The organism is Streptomyces deserti (assembly GCF_054782695.1).
On record NZ_BAAGRZ010000041.1, the window covers coordinates 1 to 20,787 of the forward strand.

A 20,787-nucleotide genomic window follows, 5' to 3' on the forward strand; every position below is an offset into this window, starting at 1 on the left:
GCCAGCGTCCTGTGGGCACTCCTGCGTGATAACCGGGCATTCACCTCCGCCCCGCCGGTCACGCAAGCGGCTTGACTTGGTCATTGAGACTCCTGTGCTGCGGCCGTCCGCGCAGCGGAGCCTGCTGCCCGACGCGGACGGGCGAATAAGGGACGCCTTGTCGGCGCCGACGTCCACGGCGCCGACAAGGGGTGTCATCGGGTGTCATCGTTGACTTGTGTCATCGATGACATCAAGTGGGCCCGATAATGGGGGCATTCCGGCCGGTGCGTCAACAGTCCTGACGCGACGTAATCCCAGGCGGCTCACCTGACCGTCATCCGCGGCCGGCCGTGGCGAACGGCGCCAACTGGCTGCCACGGGGGTTGGGACCGGCGACCGAGCAGGTCAGGGCCGCGACCCGGGCGGCGAACGGACAGGCTTCCGCGACGTCGTCGAGACGGAGTTCCGTCAGCCGGCCGCCGAGGAGGCCCTGGGCGCCGAGGCGGTGCGGCAGCCCGGCTGTGAAGGAGTCTTCCGCCCCTACCGCGTCGGAGACGCTCGGCGGCACAGCGGACACCCGCAGCCGTTCGCCATCGAGCGAGGCCAGGACGCCGTCGGCGCCACGCGTGATCACGACGAGCCGCGCCCCGGCCGCGAGCCACCGGGAACCCGGCGCGGCGGTGAAGACCGCCGGCCTTAGGCCGAACCGGGCGCGTCAAGGCGCGGCTGCCGGACGGCTACGGGTGGGCGACGGCCGCGTACGTTGCCGATTTGTGACGAGTGCGAGGCATTGACGTTCCCGGGAGGCGGAGTCCATCATCCTCGCCATGCAGTGTCAACGATGACATAAGTCATCGATGACACCTCCGGGCGGCATGCTCTGAACCCGGCCCCGTGCCGCTCGCTATCCCACAGGAGTCGATCATGTCTCGCACCACTCGCCTGCCTTCTTCTCTCCTCAGAGCCGCCGCTGTCACGGGCATCGCGGCCCTCACCCTGACGGCCTGCGGATCCGGCTCCGGTTCCGGATCGGGTTCGTCCAGCGCCGGTTCGGGCGACGTCAAGGTAGGTCTGATCACCAAGACCGACACCAATCCGTTCTTCGTGAAGATGAAGGAGGGCGCGGAGAAGGCAGCGAAGGCCGAGGGCGTCAAGCTCATGACCGCGGCAGGCAAGTTCGACGGCGACAACGCCGGTCAGGTCACGGCCATCGAGAACATGGTCGCCTCCGGCGTGAAGGGCATCCTGATCACCCCGAGCGACTCCAAGGCCATCGTGCCCGCGATCGAGAAGGCTCGCGCCAAGGGCGTCCTGGTCATCGCCCTGGACACCCCGACCGAGCCGGAGAGCGCGGTCGACGCCCTCTTCGCCACCGACAACCTCAAGGCCGGTGAGCTGATCGGCGAGTACGCCAAGGCCGCCATGAAGGGCAAGGCGGCCAAGATAGCCACCCTCGACCTCGCGCCGGGCGTGTCCGTCGGCGTCCAGCGGCACAACGGCTTCCTCAAGGGCTTCGGCATCAAGGAGGGCGACTCCTCCGTCGTCTGTTCCCAGGACACCGGGGGCGACCAGGCCAAGGGCCAGACCGCCATGGAGAACTGCCTCCAGAAGGAACCCGGCATCAACGTCGTCTACACCATCAACGAGCCCGCCGCCCTCGGCGCGTACACCGCGCTCAAGGCCAAGGGCCGGGAGAAGGACGTTCTGATCGTCTCGGTCGACGGTGGCTGCACCGGCACCCAGGCCGTCAAGGACGGCAAGATCGCCGCCACCTCGCAGCAGTACCCGCTGAAGATGGCCTCCGAGGGCGTCAAGGCCGTCGCGACGTACGCCAAGGACGGCAAGAAGGCGTCCGGTTACACGGACACGGGCGTCACTCTGATCACCGACAAGGCGCAGGACGGAGTCGCGTCCAAGGACACCGCCTTCGGCCTGGAGAACTGCTGGGGCTGAGCCCTCCAAGGGCCGTACGCCCTCGCCACTCCCGTCAGCGGGGCGGCCGTCCCCTCCTCCCCGACCGGGGGCGGCCGCCCCCTCGTCCTCTTGTCCTCTTGTCCTCCTGTCCTCCTGTCCTGCGACAAGGAGCGCGAGGGCTTCTGTCTTCCGACAAGGACTTCGCATGACTGCCACGTCCACGCCCCCGTCCACGTCCACGCCGTACGCCGAGCTCAAAGCGCCGACCACGGTCCGCAGACTGCTCACGGCACCGACCACGGGCCCGCTGGTCGCCCTCCTCCTGGCCTGTGTCTTCTTCTCCTTCTCGACCGACCAGTTCCTCACGGGCGGGAACTTCTCGCTGATCGTGCAGCAGGTCATGGTCGTCGGCACGCTGGCCATCGGCCAGACGCTGATCATTCTCACCGCGGGCATCGACCTGTCCTGCGGAGCCGTGATGGCGTTCGGCAGCATCATGATCGCCAAGATGGCGGCCGAAGGCACTCTGCCCCCGCTCCTCGCCATCGCGCTGGGACTGGCCGTCTGCGGTGGATTCGGCCTGCTCAACGGGCTGTTGGTGCAGAAGATCCCGCTGCCGCCGTTCATCGTCACCCTCGGCATGCTCAACGTGGCGTTCGCGCTGACCCACATCTACTCCGAGGAGCAGACGGTCACCAACCTGCCCGGCCCGCTGACGGCCCTCGGGCAGACCTTCCCGCTCGGCCGCACCGACATCACGTACGGCTCGCTGGTCACCATCGCCCTGTTCCTCCTCCTCGCCTACGCGCTGAGCAGCACCGCTTGGGGCCGGCACGTCTACGCCCTGGGCAACAGCCAGGAAGCGGCACGGCTCAACGGCATCCGCACCTCCCGCCTGACCATCGGCGTCTACACCGTGGCCGGTCTCCTCTACGGCATCGCCGCCCTGCTGCTCATCTCCCGTACCGGAGTCGGCGACCCCCAGGCCGGCCAGACCGACAACCTCGACAGCATCACCGCCGTCGTCCTGGGCGGCACGAGCCTCTTCGGCGGACGCGGATCGGTGCTGGGCACCTTCATCGGCGTCCTCATCGTCGGTGTCTTCCGCAACGGCCTGCAGCTGATGGGCGTCGCCTCCATCTACCAGACCCTGATCACCGGCGTCCTGGTGATCCTCGCGGTGACCGTCGACCAGCTCTCCCGGAAGAAGGCCCGATGACCGCCACCACCTCCCCCACGCCCGTGTTGCAGGCCCGTGGTCTGGTCAAGCGCTACGGCCACGTCACCGCCATCGACGGTGCCGACTTCGACCTGATGCCCGGCGAGGTCCTCGCCGTCATCGGCGACAACGGAGCCGGCAAGACCAGCCTGATCAAGGCCCTCACCGGCGCGCTGGTGCCCGACGCGGGCGAGATACGCCTCAACGGCGAACCGATCCAGTTCTCCGGGCCGCAGAGCGCACGCGCCCACGGCATCGAGACGGTCTATCAGGACCTCGCCGTGGCCGCCTCCATGGACATCGCCTCGAACATGTTCCTCGGGCGCGAACTCCGCCGCCCCGGCGTCCTCGGCACTGTCTTCCGCATGCTGGACAAGAAGCGCATGCGCCAGGAGGCCGCCGAGCACATGGCCGACCTGAAGATCGGCCTGCGCTCGCTCACGCAGTCGGTCGAGACGCTCTCCGGTGGACAGCGGCAGGCCGTCGCGGTCGCCCGTTCCGTCGCCTGGGCCCGCAGCGTCGTCGTCATGGACGAGCCCACCGCCGCCCTCGGTGTGAAGGAGTCCGGCCAGGTCCTGGACCTCATCCGCCGTGTCCGGGACAAGGGCATGCCGGTCGTCCTGATCAGCCACAACATGCCGCACGTCTTCGAGATCGCGGACCGGATCCACGTCCACCGGCTGGGCCGGCGCGCCGCGGTGATCAAGCCGTCCGACTACTCCATGGCGGAGGTCGTCGCCATCATGACCGGCGCGCTCACCGTCGATGAGGCCGGAGGTACTGTCGTAGCGGATTCCGAGGCGGCGAAGGCCGCGGGAGTCCAGGCCACCTGACGACACGACAGAAGCACTCACGCGTTCCGGCCGGGGCCGCGGCCGGAACCGACGAGCACAGGAGTCTGTTTCCTCCATGGCAGCGAACCGCCGCCCGACCCTGGCAGATGTCGCCCGAGAAGTGGGCGTCAGCGCCAAGACCGTCTCCCGCGTCCTCAACGAGGACGGACCCGTCTCAGCCGAAACCAGGGGACAGGTGCTCGCCGCCGTGGCCAAGCTGGGCTTCCAGCCGAACCTCATGGCCCGCAACATCCGCGTCGGTGGCCCCGACACCACCATCGGGCTGGTCATCCCCGACCTCGCCAACCCCTTCTTCGGAGCCGTGGCCCGCGCCATCGAGGACACCGTCCGCGACCGCGGACTGACTCTGCTCATGGGCTCCTCCGCGGACGACGCCGACCGGGAACGCGCCCTGACGGACAAGTTCCTCGCCCGCCGCGTCAGCATCCTGATCGTCGTGCCGTCCGTCGGCGCCGACCACTCCCACCTCAAGCCGCATCGCACGGCGGGGCTGCCCGTGGTCTTCCTCGACCGGCCTGGAGTCGGCCTGTCCACGGACAGCATCGTCAGCTCCAACCGCGCAGGCGCCCACGACGGCGTCGCCCACCTCATCGCCCACGGGCACCGGCGCATCGGCTTCGTCGGCGACCTGCCCACCAGGCTCTACACCCGCCGCGAACGCCTCGCCGGATACCGCGAGGCCCTGCAGGAAGCCGGCATCCCCTACGACCGCGCGCTCGTCGCCAGCGCGCACGACCAGCAGGGCGCCGAGGCCGCGACCTCGAAGCTGCTCGAACTGGCCGATCCCCCCACTGCCCTGTTCGCCGGCAACAACATCATGGCGCTGGGCATAGTCGCCGAACTCGCTCGCAGCAAGCGCAAGGACGTGGCCGTCGTCGCCTTCGACGACGTATCGCTCGCCGAGGCACTGGAACCGGCCCTGACCGTCGTCGCCCAGGACCCCGAGGAAATCGGCAGAACAGCAGCGACCACCGCCCTGACCCGACTCGATGGCGACCGCTCCCGTGCGCGCACCATCACCGTGCCCACCCGATTGATAGTCCGCGGATCGGGCGAACAACCCGCGCCCGGAATGCGGGAGACATGACGGGCACGTCCTAGTCCATGGTCGAGCCGACGGTCGTCGACCCCGTCGCCAGGAACGTCGTCGGGGGCAGGGAGCCGTCCGCCGTCCGGGGCCCGTACGCCGTGGTCGCGTCCGTCGACGTGAAGGCGGGGGTGCCGACGCCCCGGTCCCAGTCGTTGCCGGCGGACACCGTCGAAGCGCCCAGCTCGGCCGGGCCGCCCTGGTTGGCCACGGCCAGGTTCCCGCCGAGTCGTGACGTGCCCGTGGGGAAGTGGAAGCCGGCGGCGGTGTTGGCGTACGCGGTGTTGCGGTTCAGCTGCGTCGCGCCGGTGTTGGCGTTCTCGGTGAAGCCGTGCAGGGCGTTGTGCCAGGCCGCGCTGCCGGTGACGACGTGCGCGGCCGAGGCGCCTCCGCCGCCCAGTTCGAAGCCGTTGCCGTCGCCCTCGAAGGCGGAGTCCTTCCAGCGGTTCCGACCGTTGTCGTAGGCCCAGGAATGCTCGACGGTGACCGGCGAGGAGAACTGCCACAGGTCGAGGCCGTCGTCGGAGTTGTGGTAGAGCCGGGCGCCCGTGATTCTGTTCCCTGTCCCGGAGCCGAACTTCACGGCGATGCCGTCCGCGTTCCGACCGTGGGCGGCCGGGTCGTAGTTGCCGTGACTGTCCAGGTTCTGCACGAGGTTGTCCGTGGTGCCGTCGCCGCGCAGGGTGAAGCCGGAGTCGCCGTTGTGCGCGGTGACGAGGTTCCGGAAGATGCCGCCGACGGAGGAGGTGGCGACGAAACCCTGGGCCGGGGAGTTCTGGAAGGTGAGGTTCTCCACCGTCCAGTGGTCGCCGTGGATTTCGGCCAGCCAGGAGCCGTCGGGCAGCCTGGACCCGTCGATCCGCACCTTCTCGCCGTTGTGTGCCTTCAGAATGATCCGCGCCGAACTCGTGCCGCTCGCCGAGGACTTGAGGGTGGCGGTCGGGTAGTACGTGCCGCCGCGGACCTGGATGACGGTCCCTGCGGAGGCGTTCCTCACCGCCGCCTCGAGCTGGTCGGTGGTGGAGACGGTGACCGTCGTGGCGGCGGCCCGGGCGGCGCCGTTCGACAGGCCGAGGTAGACGCCGCCCGCCCCCGCGGCGCAGGCCACCGCGGCGGCGATGGAGAGGGTGCGCGTGCTGCGGTGGCGTCCGGTGCTGTGCAGCACGGAGCGTTCCTTTCCTAGGGATGGGGACGGAAAACGGGGCCGGAGGGGCCCGCCCGGCCCGTTTCTGATCGCTGGTCGCCGCCATGACCGGAAGGGGTTGCCGCAGGTCGGCGGGAATCTCGAAAATTTCGGTCCCTCCCGCCCCGTGCACACCCGTTGACGCCCCCTCCCCCGATGGCGACACTCCGAGGGCACCCCGTTACCCAACAGAAACCCCCATATCCACACAGGAAGTGTCATGAGCCGCCACACCGCCCGCACGCTCCTGGTCCCGTTCCTCGCCCTCCTCCTCTCCGTGCTCGCCGTCCCGCCCAGTACCGCCCAACCCGGAGCAGAACCCGTGAAGCACCCCGAGTACGCCGGCTACCTCTTCGCCTACTTCACCGGCGAGGGCACCGCCGACGGCGAACAGATCCGCTACGCCCTCAGCCGCGGCAACGACCCGCTGCATTGGCGCGAGCTGAACGCCGGGAAGCCGGTGCTGAGCTCCACCATCGGCGAGAAGGGCCTGCGCGACCCGTTCGTGATCCGCTCCCCCGAGGGCGACAAGTTCTACATGATCGCCACGGACCTGCGCATGTACCGCAACAGCAGCGGCAGCTGGGACCACGTCCAGCGGCACGGCAGCAAGTCGATCATGGTCTGGGAGTCCACCGACCTGGTCCACTGGACCGACCAGCGTCTGGTGAAGGTCTCCCCGGACAACGCGGGCAACACCTGGGCGCCGGAGGCCTACTGGGACGACGCGCTCGACGCGTACGTCGTCTTCTGGGCGTCGAAGCTCTACGGCCCCGACGACCCCGACCACAAGGGCAGCACGTACAACAAGATGCTGTACGCGACCACGAAGGACTTCCGCACCTTCAGCGAGCCGAAGGTCTGGAACGACCCCGGCTACTCGGTCATCGACTCCACGGTCGTCAAGCACCAGGACACGTACTACCGCTACACCAAGGACGAGCGGGACCCGACCTCCAGCTCGCCGTGCGCCAAGTTCATCACCGGCGAGAAGTCGACGTCCCTGACGTCGACGAAGTACGACTTCGTCACGGACTGCATCGGCAACGGTGCCATGGACCGCGGTGAGGGCCCGACCGTCTTCAAGTCCAACACCGAGAAGAAGTGGTACCTGTTCATCGACGAGTACGGCGGTCGCGGCTACATCCCGTTCGAGACGACCGACCTCGACTCGGGCAAGTGGACCCCCTCCACGAACTACCAACTCCCGGCGAGCCCCCGGCACGGCACCGTGCTCCCCGTGACGCAGGAGGAGTACGACCGCCTGCTGGCCGCGTATCCGAGCGCCCCCACCTCCGTCGTGGACGCGACGGCGAAGGACCAGAAGGGGTACGCGGTCGTCACCGAGTCCTCGAGCAAGGTCGTGCTGCCCATGCAGCCCGACGCGGATCTGAGGAACCTGGCCCCGAAGCTGTGGGTCGCCGAGGGGGCCACGATCAGCCCGCGCTCCGGCACCCGCCGCGACTTCCGCAAGCCGCAGACGTACACGGTGACGGCGGCGGACGGCACGAAACGCACCTGGACGGTGGAGGCGGTCCGCACCCGCAGCCCGATCCTGCCCGGCCTCAACGCCGACCCGGACGTCCACTACCTGAACGGCGAGTACTGGATCTATCCGACGACGGACGGCTTCCGGGGCTGGAGCGGCACGCAGTTCAAGGCGTACTCGTCGAAGGACTTGGTCCACTGGAAGGACCACGGCGTCATCCTCGACCTGGGGCCGGACGTCTCCTGGGCGGACAAGTACGCCTGGGCCCCCGCGATCGCGGAACGGAACGGCACGTACTACTTCTACTTCTGCGCCGAGCAGCAGATCGGCGTGGCGGTGGCCGACTCCCCGGCCGGCCCCTTCAAGGACGCGCTGGGCAAGCCCCTGGTCGCCAAGGGCGGGTCCTGGAGCGGCCAGATGATCGACCCGGCTGTCTTCACGGACGACGACGGCCAGGCGTACCTGTACTGGGGCAACGGGCGCGGCTACGTCGTGCCGCTGAACGACGACATGGTGTCGTTCGACGCGTCGAAGGTGAAGGACATCACCCCGGCGAACTTCCGCGAGGGCTCCTTCGTCATCAAGCGGAACGGCACGTACTACTTCATGTGGTCCGAGGACGACACCCGCAGCGAGAACTACCACGTGGCCTACGCGACGGGCCCGTCCCCGCTCGGCCCGTGGACCAAGCGGGGCACGATCCTGCAGAAGCGACCGGAGTACGGCATCCTCGGCACCGGCCACCACTCCGTGGTGAACGCCCCCGGCACGGACGACTGGTACATCGTCTACCACCGGTTCGCCCTGAACGGCCCGGGCAGGCCGGGCGGGGACGGCACGCACCGCGAGACGACGATCGACCGCCTGCGTTTCGCGGCCGACGGCACGATCGAGCCGGTGGTGCCGACCCTGGAGGGGATCAAGCCCGTACGCCGGTGAGCCTCACAGGACGTCGTCGAGCCAGCTGAAGACCTCGTCCTGCATGCGGTCGGTGAAGACGTGGCCCAGGTCGGGCCACGTCTTCACGCGCAACCGCTCCTCCGCGCGACGCGACCGCCAGACGGCACGCAGCTTGTCGTACGCGACGCGTACCCCGTCGGCGGGGAACAGCGGATCGCGCCCGCCGTTGAAGAACAGCATCGGCCTGGGCGCGGCGATGCTCGCCACGTCGGGGATGTCGAGGTGCCGGGCGAGCCCGGGGTGCAGCATGTAGTACGCCGACTGCCCGCGCAGGGTGTTGTTGCCGGGCACCATCATCTCCTTCAGGCCGGTCATCCAGCAGACGGCGGCCGCGGCGGCGATGTCGTCGCTCAGCGCGGCCGCCTGCCAGGCGCGGTACGCGCCCATGGAGAAGCCGACGGCCGCGATGCGGCGGGCGTCCACGCGGGCGAGGCCCGCCAGGAAACCGGCGGCACGGGCGTCCTCACGGGCCATGAGCCCGGCCAGCGACGACCCCAGGTTGTAGAAGTTGCCTGCCAGGGCCTGCTGCTGGTCGTAGACGAGCGGCCCTCGGTCGCCCCAGCCGAGCGCGTCCAGGCACAGGACGACGTAACCGCGCCGGGCGAGTTCGTCGCCGACGAACCGGCCGCTGAAGTACTGGTCCGCCCAGGCCCGCGCGGAGGCGAGGCGCGTCTCGTCGTACCAGGGCCGGACCAGTTTCTCCTTCCCGATGTCGAACCTGGCTCCGTGGTCGTGCAGGAGCAGGACGGCGGGGAAGGGCCCGGGGCCGTGCGGGGTGAGCAGGGCGCCGGGGACGCGTTCGTGGCGGGTGAGGGAGACGGTCACCAACTCCCGTGTGTAGCCGTCGGCTTGGGACGGCGCACGGTACTCGGGTGCGTACGGCGTGCTGTCCTGCCGCTCGACGAGGAGGTGCTCCTCGACCTTGGCGCGGGCGGCGCGTCGCCATGCCCGGAAGTCGCGGACGGGTGACGTCCCCCAGGCCAGTGGGAAGGTCAGCTCGTCCTTGAGGGTCTGGTGGAAGCCGGGGAGGTTGCCGCCGACCAGGTCCATCGCCTCACTGGTGGTCATACGGCCTCCCGGCGCCCGCGTGGCGCAGGACGTACCGCTCTACCGCCGAGGGGGACCTCAGGACCCGGTAGTCGTAGACGTCGGCGGGGTCCCAGCCGACCTCGTCCGTGAGGCCGAGGCCGCCGGCCACCGCGTCCAGGCGGGCGGGCCGGCCGTTGAACCACGAGCCGGTGTCGCGGAAGTGCTCCCCTCCGTAGGCCGCGACCGCGAGGGACGGCCCAGCGCGCGGGTGGCGGAGCACGCTCACGACGTCACGCGGGTCACCGGTGGCGCCCCGCAGCGTCACCTCCGCCTTCTCGGCCGGGATTTCGATGACCTCTCGATACGTCCCCGGGTGCACGACGATCGTCCGGCCCGGCCCGTCGACCGCGTCCACGGCCGCCTGGACCGAGCCGCCGGGGCGGACGTGCAGGACGTGGCGGCGGGCCGAGGCGAAGGCGGGCTGGGTGCCGGCGGCGACCAGGCCGCCGGCGATGCCGGTGAGGAGGGTGCGCCGGTGCATCTCAGCAGGCCTCCTTCGCCGGCCGCCAGTCGCCCAGCCAGGCCGCCCGGGTCGTCGACTCGGCCTGCTCGGCGGTGAGTTGGGGCCGGTTCTCGGGGACGGTGATGACGGCGCCCGGGCCGGTGTTGCGGTACTCGGCGAAGCGCTGGTTCTGCCAGGGGAAGGCGTCCGACATGTTGGTGTAGGGCGCGACCGCGTCGATGCCGGGCCCCAGCCATGTCTCCCGGACGGTGAGCATCGGGCGGGCGGTGCGGTCGGAGCTGGGCACCCAGGGACGGGCCAGCTTGTAGTGGCCGTCGGGGGCCTCGCTGCTGACGCGGCTCTTCAGCACCAGGTAGCCGCGCGGGTTGGCGCCCGCCGTGGAGGGCGCGAAGACGAAGCCGTACGGGGCGCCGCCCAGGTCGGTGCGGTTCAGGGTGCGGAAGTGGCAGTGCTCGAAGACCGCCGTGGCCCGGCCGAAGACGAAGTCGACGTCGCCCTCGACGTAGCAGTGGGCGTAGTACTGGCGGGCGAAGGCGGTCAGGGCGATCGAGTCGGCGTACAGGGTGTCCTGGTGGCCGAGGAAGCGGCACTGGTGGAAGGCGGAGCGGTCGCCCTGCACTTTGATGGCGACGGCCTGGGTGCCGGTGATCTCGGGGTGGTCGGCGCGCAGCCAGTCGTTGGCGAAGGTGATCCAGCGGGCGGTGAAGCCGTCCGCCTGGACGGTGGTGGTGGCGGAACCGGTGGTGCCGTACGTGCCGCCGCCGGGCTTGGGGGTGCCGGCCGCGTTGTCGTACACGATGACGACGTCCCGGGGGTTCTCCGAGGCACCGATCCAGGACATCCCGGTGCGGCCGGCGTCGACGGCGACCGTCTCCCGGTAGATGCCCGGGGCGATGACCAGGGTGTATCCCGTGCCGTTCGCGGCGGTCACGGCTGCGGCGACGGTGGTGAAGTCGCCGGCACCGCCCGGGTGGACGTACAGGGTCTTCGGGGTCGGGCGGGCGGCCGGGGAGCCGTACCGGCCGAACGGGCGGGGCCGGGCGGCGGCCCGGGCGGGGACCGACGCCAGGCCGAGCGCGGCGCCCGCTCCGGCGCCGGCCCTGAAGAACCCCCTTCTGGACAGGGCGAGTTGGAGGTGGAGCGAGGCCATGCGGGTGCTCCTTCGATGTGCGGCTCGTGCGGGGTGGAAGGGCCGGGGCGGGAGCACCCCTGCTGGGGGTGCGGTGCGGGCCGCCCCGGCCGGTTCAGGGGGACGTCAGCACAGGCGGCCGGCGCCCGCGCGGGCACCGACGATGCCCGGGACCGCCTTCGGCGAGTCGGCCTTCGTGCGCAGGGCCGGGGACCAGCCGGCACCCGACTGGAGGGTCTCGCCGGGGATCTCCGCGTTGTGCACGGCGATCAGGTCGGTGAGCCTGCCGTTGACGTAGTTGTCCGCGGCGGTGAGCGGCGCCTCGTTCCACTTCTTCAGGATCTTCGCGGGGCTGATCCCGCCCGCCAGCGTGAAGGCGTTGTGCTCGGCGACGAGCCGGGAGTCCTTGCCGATGCCGTAGACGTAGCCGAACTTCTGGCCCTTGGTGACCACGAAGTGGTTGTTGTACGAGTCGACCTGCCCGAACCGCACGCGCGGCGCACGCTCGACGATGCCCTCGAAGCGGTTGTGGTGCAGCGTGACCCTCAGCTTGCCGGCGTCGGTCGCGGCGGCGCTGTCGCTGTTGCCGATCAGCATGGTCTTGTCGTGGTCCTTGAAGGAGTTCCAGGACACCGTCACGAGGTCGGAGCCGCGTACGACGTCGACCAGGCCGTCGTGCTGCTGGTAGGTCTTGCCGAAGTAGGACGGCAGGCCGCTGTCGGGGTAGCGGCCGTCGCTGAGCGTGTTGTGGTCGATCCACACATGGGTGGAGCCGTAAACGACGACGCCGTCGTACTCGGAGTTCCAGGCGCCGGTCTTGTTGTCGTCGGTCGGGTCCCACTGCGGGAAGCAGTCGACCGGGGCCTCGATGGTGAGGTTGCGCAGGATGACGTTGTCCACGCCCTTGATCTGCAGGCTGCCGCCGAGAATCCCGGAACGCTTCCCCACACCGACGATGGTGGTGTTCGCGGGAACGCTCGCCTTGATGACCTTGTCCTGGTTGGCGGCGGACGCGGCCCGCAGGTCCTCCTGCTCACCGCTTACCGGCTTGTCGTGTCCCCAGACGGCCGGGTCGTAGGCGGCGAGGTACTTCTGGAAGTCGTACCCCTCGGCCTCGAACGCCTCACAGCCCTGCGAGACGGCGTCGATCATCCCCTTGACCTTGATGATCTTCGGTGCCGATCCGCCGTCCTTGAGGGCGGCCTTGAACTCCTCCCAGGTGGTGACCGTGTAGACGTGCTCGGCGTCCGCGGCGGAACCACCTGTCGTGCCCGTGCCCTCGGAGGCCCAGCCGTCCTTGGCGGCGAGGACCTCGCGGCCGAGGTCGCGGCCCCCCGCCTGGGCGGCGGTACCGGTCAAGGACAGGACGAGGGCGGTGCAGCCCACCAGAGCGGCCACCCTCAACCTGCCATGATCATGACACTTGCGTACGTCCATGGTGCGGCTCTCTTCCTTCTCGGTCGGGGGGTGTTACGCGGCGGCCTCCGGCCAGGTGATCCAGGACTCGGGGATCTGCTCGTCCAGCCGGCGCACATCCCGCGGCGCCAGCACCCGTGTGCGCAGCAGCTCCCGCGCCACGAGCCGCGCCACCGCGATCGCACCGGGCGGATTGAAGTGCGTGTTGTCCTGCTCGGTGGCGGTCCAGTTGAAGTACTTCTTCGTCTCCTCGGCCCCGAGCTCCTGCCACAGCGCGAACGACAGCGCCTGGATGTCGAGCAGCGCGACCCGTTCCTCCTCGGCGAGCGCCCGCATCGCCGCCGGATAGTCGCCGTGCGACGGCACCGCGTCGCCGTCGGCGTCGAACCTCCTGCGCTCGACGGACGTGGCCAGCACGGGCCGCGCCCCACGCGCCCGCGCACCGTCGACGTACTGCCGCAGATACGCCTGGTACGTCGACCAGGGCTCGGTGTACCGGGCGGGGTCGCTCACCTTCTGGTCGTTGTGCCCGAACTGGATGAGGAGGAAGTCGCCCGGCTGGATCTGACCGAGGATGACATCGAGCCGGCCTTCGTCGACGAAGCTTTTCGAACTGCGCGCGTTGACGGCATGGTTGGCGACCGGCCGGTCCTTGTGAAGGAAGAACGGAAGCGCCATTCCCCACCCGGTCTCGGGAGCGGCGTCGGCGTATTTCTGTGCGGCGGTGGAATCACCGGCGATGTAGAGGGTGCGAGTACGCCGACCGGTGGCCTGTGCGGTACCGGTCATGGCGAAGGCGAGCGGAACAGCGGCGACGGCCGCCCCGGTGAGCTGTCTGCGACTGAGTGACACGATGAACGTCCCTTTCGCTGACGGACCTTGAGGGAGGCGCGGGGCTGTATCCATGTGCGGCACCGCCGCGTGGACGCGCCCAGCCACGGGACGGCCCGCAGTCCGCGAACCACGAACCGCCCCACGACGAAACCCGGCACAGAACTAACCGTTCTGCTGATTCCACTCGGCCTGAGCCTCGTTCAGCTGCTCAGCCAGCGTGTCCAGGAAATCCTTCGCACTCATCTTCCCGAGCAGCACCTTCTGGAAGTTCGGCTCATTGTCGGCCTTGGAAATGGTGTTCCAGTCCGGCAGGTAGTACGGCAGCTGCACGATCGTCGTCGAGCCGTCGCTCAGCGCGTCAGCGGCCAGCTTCGTGGGCTCGGCCTTCGAAATCCACGCATCCTTCGCCGCGTCCATGTTCGCCGGCACCTGCCCCGCCGACGCGTTGAACTTCGAGTTCTCCTCGTGCGAGAGGGCGAATTCGATGAACTTCCAGGCGGCCTCCTTGTTCTTCGAGCTCTTGAACAGCCCGAGCCCGTCCACCGGGTTGGACACCTGGACCCGCTTGCCGCCGGGCCCGGTCGGCTGCGGAATCCCCCGGAACTTGTCGACCCCGAGCGCCTTCACGTGGTCCTGGTACGAGCCCAGGTTGTGGTTGAGCATGCCGATCGTGCCGGAGTCCCACTGCGCGACCATCTTGGTGAAGTCGTTGTTGAGGTCGGCGGCGGGCGTGACCCTCTTGTACAGCCCGGCGTACTTCTCCAGCGCCTCGACGTTCTTCGGGTCGTTGACCGTGGTCTTCTCACCGCTCGCGTCCCAGAACGAGGTGATCCCGGACTGCCCGTACATGGCGTCGAGCGCCTGGGCGATGGAGCCGGCGCCACCACGGATGGTGTAGCCGAACTCGTTCTTGCCCCTGTCGGTGAGCTTCTCCGCGGCCTCGTAGAACCTGTCCCAGGTCGTCGGCTCCTCCAGCCCCGCCTTCTTGAACAGGTCGGTGCGGTAGTACAGGACGCCGTTGTTCGCGGAGGTCGGGATCGAGTACAGCTTGTCGTCGCCGCCGCCGGCGGCCTTCAGCGACTCGACCATGTCCTTGTTGAGCTTGCCGTTCAGCGACGACTTGGCGAGCCGGTCGTCCAGCGGCTCGAGCGCGTTCTGCGCGGCGAACCCGGCGAGCATCGCCGCGCCGACACCGCCGACGTCCGGCAGACCGCCGCCCTGGATGGCGGTGTCGACCTTGGACTGGTACTCGGTGGAGGCGATCCCGACGTACTGGACGTCGATGTCCGAGTTCGCCTTCTCGAAGTCGGCGATGATCTCCTTCCAGATCTCGGTGCGGACACCGCCGTTGTTGTCCCAGAAGACGATCTTGCCCTTGCCGCTGCCCTCGGCGCCCTCGTCGCCGCCCGCGCCGCTGCCGTCGTCACCGCAGGCGGTGGCGGTCAGCGCGAGCACGGCGCCCAGGGCGACGGCGACCGACGTACGGCGCCTGCCTGTGATGCTCCTGAGAATGCTGATCTTCATTGGTCGGCTCTCTTCTTCTGGATCCAACGGAATGTGAAGTTGTGGGGGGTCTGAGAGGCGCACGGACCTCAGTGGCGGGCGTGCGGGGCCCAGCCGTCCGATCCGCCGAGGTAGTCGGCGACGGTGTGCGACGCGGCGTCGGCGTCGGTCATCTGCGGCCGGTCCGCCGTGACACTCGCCCCGGGCCCGTGGTTCCGGTACTCGGCGAACCGCGCGTCCTTCCACGAGAAGCCACTCATGTCGGTCCACGGCGACGCCTTGATCGCGGCGGGCAGCTCGGTGTCCCGGATGAGCACCTGCGCGATCGCGTCGGGTTCACCGCCGGGATGCCAGGGCCGGCCCAGGTGGAAGGTCCCGGCAGGGGCGTCGCTGACGACCTTCGACCGGGTGATCAGGAACCCGTACGGGTTGCCCTTCCAGGTCGAGGCGGCCGTGATGTAGCCGTTGTTGGTCGCCGAACCCCGGCTCAGCGCCCGGATCACCGACCGCTCGATCACGGTCGTGGCCCGCCCGTAGATGAAGTCGACATCGCCCTCGATGTAGGAGTTCCGGATGTAGACCCGGCTGACGGTGGTCAGCTTGGGGCTGTCGGTCATCAGCGTGTCCTGGTTGCCCAGGAAGGCGGTGTCCTCGAAGACGATCCGGTCGCCGGTCGTCTTCATCGCCAGCGCCTGCTCGCCGCTGAGCTCGTGCGCGGCCTCGTCGAAGTCGTTGCTGAAGGTGAGGTTCCGCGCGGTGACGTCGTTCGCGGCGATCCGTACGGTCGCGCTCCCCGTGGAACCGCCGTACGCGGCGGGTGTGTTGTGGACGATGACCGTGTCGGAGCGGCGCTGTCCGGTCCCCCGCAGCGTGATCTGCGGCTTGCTCGCGGGGATGACGACCTTCTCGCGGTACGTGCCCGGCGCGATCGCGATCGTCACCGGCAGGTCGTTGCCGTCGGGCACGGCGTCCACGGCGGACTGCACGGTCGGGTAGTCGGCCGGGACGCGCAGCGTCACCGGGTCGCCGATCTGCTTCTGCGGGCCGGAGAAGCGCTTCACCAGGGCCGGGACGGCGGCCGCCGGGTCCAGCCGGTACCGGTAGAAGTCACGGGGGTCGAAGGCCGCCCCCCACTCGTCGTGCCGCCCCGTCGTGTTCTTCAGGATCGACCCGCGCTGCACCAACTCGGCGGTGGCATCGGCCTGGTAGGGGTGCTGGACGCCGTCGTAGTAGCTGTTCTCGATGACCATCCTGGTCTTCCCGCGCGACCAGTTCCCGTACGTCCACACGGGGTCGCCGTCCGGCAGCTGCTCCGACAGGTAGTTGTTGTACAGGTGCGCGTAGGCGCAGTTGTCGGCGGACGGGTTGCGCTGCTTGGTGCCCCGGAACCAGTTGTGGTCGACGGTGATCTGCGTCCTGACGTTCGGGGTCCAGCCGATGCCGAAGGTCTTGTTGTTGTTCGTGAACTGGTTGTAGGAGACGGTGACGTACTCGCTGTCCTTGCGGATGTCGAGCTGGCCGTCGCAGGTGCGCGAGAAGCGGTTGTGGTCGATCCACACGTGGTGCGCGGACTCCAGGCGGATGCCGTCGAAGTCGGTGTCCTTGCAGTCCCAGTTGCCCTCGATCGCCGTGTCGCGGATCGTGAGGTTGCGGATGATGACGTTGTGCGTGCCGGGGTCGAGGTTCAGCCCGCCGTGGACGATCTCGGCGCTGTCGCCGACACCGATGACGGTCTTGTTCGAGCCGACGGCGATCTCGCTGCCGAAGGGGTCCATCTCGATGGCCCCCTTGACGCGGATGACGTACGGCTCCTCGGCCGCCGCGTACTTCGCCAGCGAGGCCTGGTCGGTGACGGTGACGACCTTGCCGCCCGCCCCGCCGGTGGTGCCGCCGGCGAGGGAGGCGAAGCCGTGCGGCCGGTCGGTCCACCGGTCCGCGACCGGTGCCGGCTGAGCGGCGGGCAAGGCCTGGGCGTCCCCTATCGCCCCGAGGCCCAACGCGGCGACGAGACCCATCACGGCGGCCACGACTTTGCCGTGCCCGGGTCTCGGCAAGCGCTTGCTATGGAGGTGCGTCATTGCGGCTCCCAACAGGCGAGGTGAGTCAGAGGGCGCTGATCCGGAACTGTGTGAAGGTCGCCGCGCCGGCGTGTCCCTGACCGGCGGGCGCGAGGGCGACCAGGCCGAGCAGGGCGCCGACCCAGCGCCAGGGGGTGGCGGCGAAGACGGGGCCCGACGGCCGGAGTCCGTCCCCGACGTCGTAGCAGAAGCGGCAGCGCGCGCCGGTGCCGATCTCGATCCGCAGCCGGGCCCGTCCCTCGGGCGCGAGCCGCGGATGGCCGGCGTCGCGTTCCCGTTCCGCGACCGCCTCGGCGAACCGGTGCACGAGGTGCACGGTCCCGTCCGCGCCCCGCTGGAGCCCGATCCAGCTGAACGCGTCCCCGAGCACCGCGAGTCCGGCCCGCGCGCCCGGCTCCTCGCTGTCGAGGCGCAGCTCCACCTCGGCCGCGCAGGGTGTGCCGGGCAACCGCTGAGTGAGCACGTTCGGCAGTCTGCGCAGGTCGTGCGCGTCGGCCGAGCGCACGCAGGTCAGCCGGAGCCCGTCGCCGGAGTGCTGGGTGGCCCAGCCGTCCTGGGGGTTGGCGGTCCACTGCCACTGGCGGCCGTAGCGTCCGCCGGGGAAGTCGTCGTCGGTGGCGGGCGCGGCGGGCGGTTGCGGCGGCAGGCCGGGCCGCCGGTGTTCGGCGACGGGGGCACCGTCGTCACCGAGGACGGGCCAGCCGTCCGGGCCCCAGCGCATCGGCTGGAGGTGCACGACCCGGCCGTAGGCGCCGCGCTGCTGGAAGTGCAGGAACCAGTCCTCGCCGGACGGGGTGCGCACCCAGCCGCCCTGGTGGGGCCCGTTGACGTCGGTGTCCTTCTGCTCCAGGACGATTCGTTCCTCGTACGGCCCGAAGAAGCCGCGCGAGCGGAAGGCGCCCTGCCAGCCGGTTTCCACTCCCCCGGCGGGCGCGAGGATCCAGAACCAGCCGTCGTGCTGGTAGAGCTTGGGTCCTTCGAGGGTGAACCAGCCGGGGATGCGGTCGCCGTCGACGATCACCTTGCCCTCGTCCAGGAGTGCGGTGCCGTCGGGGTGCATGCGGTGGCCGGTGAGGCGGTTCTTGATGCCGGAGCGGGACTTGGCCCAGGCGTGCACCAGGTAGGCCTCGCCGGTCTCGTCGTCCCACAGCGGGCAGGGGTCGATCAGGCCCTTGCCCTCCTTCAGGAGGTGGGGGCGGGTCCAGGGGCCGCGTATCCCGGGTGCGTTGATCTGGAAGATGCCCTGGTCGGGGTCGCCCCAGAAGATCCAGAAGCGGTCGTCGTGATGCCTGAGCGACGGCGCCCAGACGCCGCAGTCGTGGCGGGGTGTCGCGAACTCGGCCGCCGGTTCGAGGCGTTCGAGGGCGTGGCCGACCAGGGTCCAGTTGACCAGGTCGCGCGAGTGCAGCAGCGGCAGGCCGGGGGCGCGGCCGAAGCTGGAGGCGGTCAGGTAGAAGTCGTCGCCGACGCGGATCACGTCCGGGTCGGACCAGTCGGCGTCGAGGATCGGGTTGCGGTAGGTCTCGGCGGTCATGGGCTCACCGCCTTGCGGACGAGGGCGGAGGCCGTGTCCCGGTCGAGGCGGCCGTCGGCGACGACGGTGACGACGCGGCGGACGACGGTCTCGCCGGGCGGGATCGGCAGCCGCTCGTCGTACGCCAGCGACGACCCCACCCCCGGGTACTCGGCGGTGCGCACGAACCACGGGTCCCGGCGGGTGGCGTCCGTGGCCCCGGCGAAGACCAGCGTCCAGGTGGAGCCGGCGAGCGCGAGCCAGTCGGCGCGCGTGCCGTGGACCTGGGCCTCGCCCTCGGCGTCCGCGGTGAAGACGTCTGGGGCGTCGGCCTCCTTGCGGGCGCGCCAGAAGAAGCCGCCGTAGGCCGCGCCGGGCCGTCCGTTCGTCGCCGGACTGCCGATGGACAGCGGGTCCGGGGTGACGTTGGTGAGGGAGAACGTCAGGTCCAGCGCCCAGGCGGCGTCGGTGAGTTCGGTGGCCGCGACCGTACGGCGCTCGCGCAGCAGCTCGGCGCCCTCGGCCACCCAGCGCAGCTCCTCCACGAAGCCGTCGGGGTCGCGCAGCTGGAAGGTGGTGTGCCGCTGGGAGCCGTGGTTGTCCAGCTCGGTGGGGCCCTGGTCGCGGACGAAGGTGCGTCCGCCCCAGAAGTTGTGCCCCTCGACGTCGGGAACGGCGACACCGACGCCGAGGTGGTGTGTGTGGTCGGCGGGGCTGAGCTCGGTGACCGCCGTACCGGCCAGGGTGGTGACGGGGTGCAGGTACGGGCGCGGGGACAGGCGCGCCGGAAGCTCGGGCCGGGTGACGTACCGGCCGACCGGTCGGCCCGCGACCCGCAGCACCGCGGTGTCGTTGCCGCTCATCGGGCGCTCACCTCTTTCGACAGGTGCTCCGCGGCCATGGCCCAGGGGGCGCCCAGCTCGGAGTAGAGGGAGAGGGTGTCGGCGGCGGCCGCGACGAGTCCGTCGATGCCGGGCACGACGCGACGGTTCTCACCGGGGATCCGGTGCCAGGCGCTCTCCGGCAGCGGGGCCGGGTCGGGGGCCTGCCGGATCGCCTCCACGACCTTCATGAAGGCGCCGGTCTCGTCGGGAGTCACCAGCAGGTCGGCCCCGGTGGTGAGGTGCGCGACGAGGTTCTCCAGCAGGTCGGTGCGGCCGTACTCGAACTCCTCCGGGCCGTGGTCCGCGCGCTGGAGCAGCACCCGGTCCTGCTTGTACCAGAAGGTGATCCGGCCGCTGCTGCCGTGCACGAGGACGTACGGCTCGTCGTTGCGCTCGGCGCACAGGGTCGCGGCGACGGTGACCGGGTGGCCCTGCGCGGTGGTGACGCGGACGCAGGAGGTGTCGTCGGACTCGATGGCGTTGGCGCGCAGCAGCTCGGTCTCGATGCCGGTGACGTCCTCGGCGCGGGTGCTGCCGCCGAGCGCGAGGGCGGTGGCGACGGCGTGCGCGAGGGGGTTGGTCAGCGCCCCGTCGACCACGTCTGCGCCGTTCAGCCGCCGTTTGCCCGCCCAGGGCGCCCGGCGGAAGTAGGCCTCGTCACGCACCCAGGCACCGGCCCCGCCGAGCCCGACCAGCTGGCCGATCGCGCCCTGGGCGACGAGCTCGCGGATCGCGGGCAGGGCGTGCGAGCCCAGCGACTGGAACCCGATCTGGCAGGCGACACCGGCCTCGGCGACCCCGTCGGCCATGCGCCGGAACTCGGCGTACGACGGCGCCGGGGGCTTCTCGAGCAGGATGTGCACACCCCGCTCGGCGGCCGTGAGCGCGAGGTCGGTGTGGGTCGGGATCGGCGTGCAGATCACGGCGATCCGGGCGCCGGTCGAGTCGAGGAGGGCGCCGAAGTCGGCGGACTGCTCGGGCGTGCCCAGGCCGTCGAGTTCCTCCGCGCCGAGCGGGGTGAGCTCGCAGACGCCGGCCAGCCGGACGAGGCCCTTCGTCTGCAGGCGGCGGATGTTCTCGACGTGCCAGCGGCCGTGGCCTCGGGCGCCGGCGAGGACGACGGGTACGGGCGTGCTCAGCGGTTCGCTCCAGGCTTCCCTCTGGGACTCGTTCTGGGGTTCGCTCATGGA

Annotated in this window: 15 protein-coding genes and 2 pseudogenes; 5 read left to right on the forward strand and 12 right to left on the reverse strand. The window is 70.1% G+C overall.

The features are described 5' to 3' along the window. Nucleotides 1-316: 316 nt before the first annotated feature. A pseudogene (locus tag ACYVMZ_RS36000) lies at nt 317-643 on the reverse strand (PfkB family carbohydrate kinase); the annotation flags it as partial. 263 nt (nt 644-906) lie between these two features. On the opposite strand from ACYVMZ_RS36000, the gene ACYVMZ_RS36005 reads away from it, so the two are divergent. From ACYVMZ_RS36005 to ACYVMZ_RS36020, 4 genes are all read left to right on the forward strand, one after another. Beyond that, a complete protein-coding gene (locus ACYVMZ_RS36005) occupies nt 907-1,935 on the forward strand; it encodes a substrate-binding domain-containing protein (RefSeq protein ID WP_461087097.1) in 1,029 nt (342 codons plus the stop codon). 166 nt (nt 1,936-2,101) lie between these two features. Continuing rightward, the gene (locus ACYVMZ_RS36010; RefSeq protein ID WP_461087098.1) at nt 2,102-3,115 is read left to right on the forward strand and encodes an ABC transporter permease; all 1,014 of its coding nucleotides are present in this window, start codon (nt 2,102-2,104) and stop codon (nt 3,113-3,115) included. After that, nucleotides 3,112-3,948, forward strand: coding sequence for an ATP-binding cassette domain-containing protein (locus ACYVMZ_RS36015; RefSeq protein ID WP_461087099.1), 837 nt, complete (start codon nt 3,112-3,114; stop codon nt 3,946-3,948). Before ACYVMZ_RS36010 ends, ACYVMZ_RS36015 begins: the two co-directional genes overlap by 4 nt. 76 nt (nt 3,949-4,024) lie before the next feature. Then, nucleotides 4,025-5,056 (forward strand): LacI family DNA-binding transcriptional regulator, encoded by a 1,032-nt coding sequence (locus ACYVMZ_RS36020; RefSeq protein WP_461087100.1) that lies wholly within the window; start codon nt 4,025-4,027, stop codon nt 5,054-5,056. A gap of 10 nt (nt 5,057-5,066) precedes the next feature. On the opposite strand, the gene ACYVMZ_RS36025 is transcribed toward ACYVMZ_RS36020, so the two are convergent. Next, nucleotides 5,067-6,221: a right-handed parallel beta-helix repeat-containing protein gene (locus ACYVMZ_RS36025; protein ID WP_461087101.1), complete on the reverse strand. Its 1,155-nt coding sequence runs from the start codon at nt 6,219-6,221 to the stop codon at nt 5,067-5,069. 238 nt (nt 6,222-6,459) lie between these two features. Between ACYVMZ_RS36025 and ACYVMZ_RS36030 the strand changes: the two genes are divergently transcribed. Continuing rightward, nucleotides 6,460-8,667, forward strand: coding sequence for a family 43 glycosylhydrolase (locus ACYVMZ_RS36030; RefSeq protein ID WP_461087102.1), 2,208 nt, complete (start codon nt 6,460-6,462; stop codon nt 8,665-8,667). Nucleotides 8,668-8,670: 3 nt separating this feature from the next. Here ACYVMZ_RS36030 and ACYVMZ_RS36035 read toward each other — a convergent pair whose 3' ends face one another. The 10 genes and pseudogenes from ACYVMZ_RS36035 to ACYVMZ_RS36080 form a co-directional block, all read right to left on the reverse strand. After that, a complete protein-coding gene (locus ACYVMZ_RS36035; RefSeq protein WP_461087103.1) occupies nt 8,671-9,756 on the reverse strand; it encodes a dienelactone hydrolase family protein in 1,086 nt (361 codons plus the stop codon). 237 nt (nt 9,757-9,993) lie between these two features. Continuing rightward, a pseudogene (locus tag ACYVMZ_RS36040) lies at nt 9,994-10,258 on the reverse strand (pectinesterase family protein); the annotation flags it as partial. Between the two features lies 1 nt (nt 10,259). Continuing rightward, nucleotides 10,260-11,390 carry a pectinesterase family protein gene (locus ACYVMZ_RS36045; RefSeq protein ID WP_461087104.1) on the reverse strand — a complete coding sequence of 377 codons (1,131 nt, stop codon included), beginning with the start codon at nt 11,388-11,390 and terminating at the stop codon, nt 10,260-10,262. Nucleotides 11,391-11,495: 105 nt separating this feature from the next. Continuing rightward, nucleotides 11,496-12,806, reverse strand: coding sequence for a pectate lyase family protein (locus ACYVMZ_RS36050; protein ID WP_461087105.1), 1,311 nt, complete (start codon nt 12,804-12,806; stop codon nt 11,496-11,498). Nucleotides 12,807-12,839: 33 nt separating this feature from the next. Then, nucleotides 12,840-13,637, reverse strand: a complete 798-nt coding sequence (locus ACYVMZ_RS36055) for a rhamnogalacturonan acetylesterase (RefSeq protein ID WP_461087106.1) — start codon at nt 13,635-13,637, stop codon at nt 12,840-12,842. Nucleotides 13,638-13,781: 144 nt separating this feature from the next. Further along, nucleotides 13,782-15,143 carry an ABC transporter substrate-binding protein gene (locus ACYVMZ_RS36060; protein ID WP_461087107.1) on the reverse strand — a complete coding sequence of 454 codons (1,362 nt, stop codon included), beginning with the start codon at nt 15,141-15,143 and terminating at the stop codon, nt 13,782-13,784. Nucleotides 15,144-15,211: 68 nt separating this feature from the next. Beyond that, nucleotides 15,212-17,200 (reverse strand): pectinesterase family protein, encoded by a 1,989-nt coding sequence (locus ACYVMZ_RS36065; protein WP_461087108.1) that lies wholly within the window; start codon nt 17,198-17,200, stop codon nt 15,212-15,214. 25 nt (nt 17,201-17,225) lie between these two features. Further along, nucleotides 17,226-18,734 carry a glycoside hydrolase family 43 protein gene (locus tag ACYVMZ_RS36070; RefSeq protein ID WP_461087109.1) on the reverse strand — a complete coding sequence of 503 codons (1,509 nt, stop codon included), beginning with the start codon at nt 18,732-18,734 and terminating at the stop codon, nt 17,226-17,228. Then, entirely contained in the window at nt 18,731-19,576 is an 846-nt protein-coding gene (locus tag ACYVMZ_RS36075; RefSeq protein WP_461087110.1) for a DUF6807 domain-containing protein, read from the reverse strand. The genes ACYVMZ_RS36070 and ACYVMZ_RS36075 overlap by 4 nt, the downstream gene beginning before the upstream one ends. Beyond that, nucleotides 19,573-20,784: a Gfo/Idh/MocA family protein gene (locus ACYVMZ_RS36080; RefSeq protein ID WP_461087130.1), complete on the reverse strand. Its 1,212-nt coding sequence runs from the start codon at nt 20,782-20,784 to the stop codon at nt 19,573-19,575. Before ACYVMZ_RS36080 ends, ACYVMZ_RS36075 begins: the two co-directional genes overlap by 4 nt. Between the last annotated feature and the right edge of the window lie 3 nt (nt 20,785-20,787).

Excerpts from the sequence above, each read along its gene's own strand:
- ACYVMZ_RS36060 (WP_461087107.1), bottom strand. The coding sequence starts at position 15,143 with ATGAAGATCAGCATTCTCAGGAGCATCACAGGCAGGCGCCGTACGTCG.
- ACYVMZ_RS36050 (WP_461087105.1), bottom strand. The coding sequence starts at position 12,806 with ATGGACGTACGCAAGTGTCATGATCATGGCAGGTTGAGGGTGGCCGCT.
- ACYVMZ_RS36010 (WP_461087098.1), top strand. The coding sequence starts at position 2,102 with ATGACTGCCACGTCCACGCCCCCGTCCACGTCCACGCCGTACGCCGAG.
- ACYVMZ_RS36020 (WP_461087100.1), top strand. The coding sequence starts at position 4,025 with ATGGCAGCGAACCGCCGCCCGACCCTGGCAGATGTCGCCCGAGAAGTG.
- ACYVMZ_RS36070 (WP_461087109.1), bottom strand. The coding sequence starts at position 18,734 with ATGACCGCCGAGACCTACCGCAACCCGATCCTCGACGCCGACTGGTCC.
- ACYVMZ_RS36080 (WP_461087130.1), bottom strand. The coding sequence starts at position 20,784 with ATGAGCGAACCCCAGAACGAGTCCCAGAGGGAAGCCTGGAGCGAACCG.
- ACYVMZ_RS36045 (WP_461087104.1), bottom strand. The coding sequence starts at position 11,390 with ATGGCCTCGCTCCACCTCCAACTCGCCCTGTCCAGAAGGGGGTTCTTC.
- ACYVMZ_RS36030 (WP_461087102.1), top strand. The coding sequence starts at position 6,460 with ATGAGCCGCCACACCGCCCGCACGCTCCTGGTCCCGTTCCTCGCCCTC.
- ACYVMZ_RS36005 (WP_461087097.1), top strand. The coding sequence starts at position 907 with ATGTCTCGCACCACTCGCCTGCCTTCTTCTCTCCTCAGAGCCGCCGCT.
- ACYVMZ_RS36015 (WP_461087099.1), top strand. The coding sequence starts at position 3,112 with ATGACCGCCACCACCTCCCCCACGCCCGTGTTGCAGGCCCGTGGTCTG.
- ACYVMZ_RS36035 (WP_461087103.1), bottom strand. The coding sequence starts at position 9,756 with ATGACCACCAGTGAGGCGATGGACCTGGTCGGCGGCAACCTCCCCGGC.
- ACYVMZ_RS36065 (WP_461087108.1), bottom strand. The coding sequence starts at position 17,200 with ATGACGCACCTCCATAGCAAGCGCTTGCCGAGACCCGGGCACGGCAAA.
- ACYVMZ_RS36075 (WP_461087110.1), bottom strand. The coding sequence starts at position 19,576 with ATGAGCGGCAACGACACCGCGGTGCTGCGGGTCGCGGGCCGACCGGTC.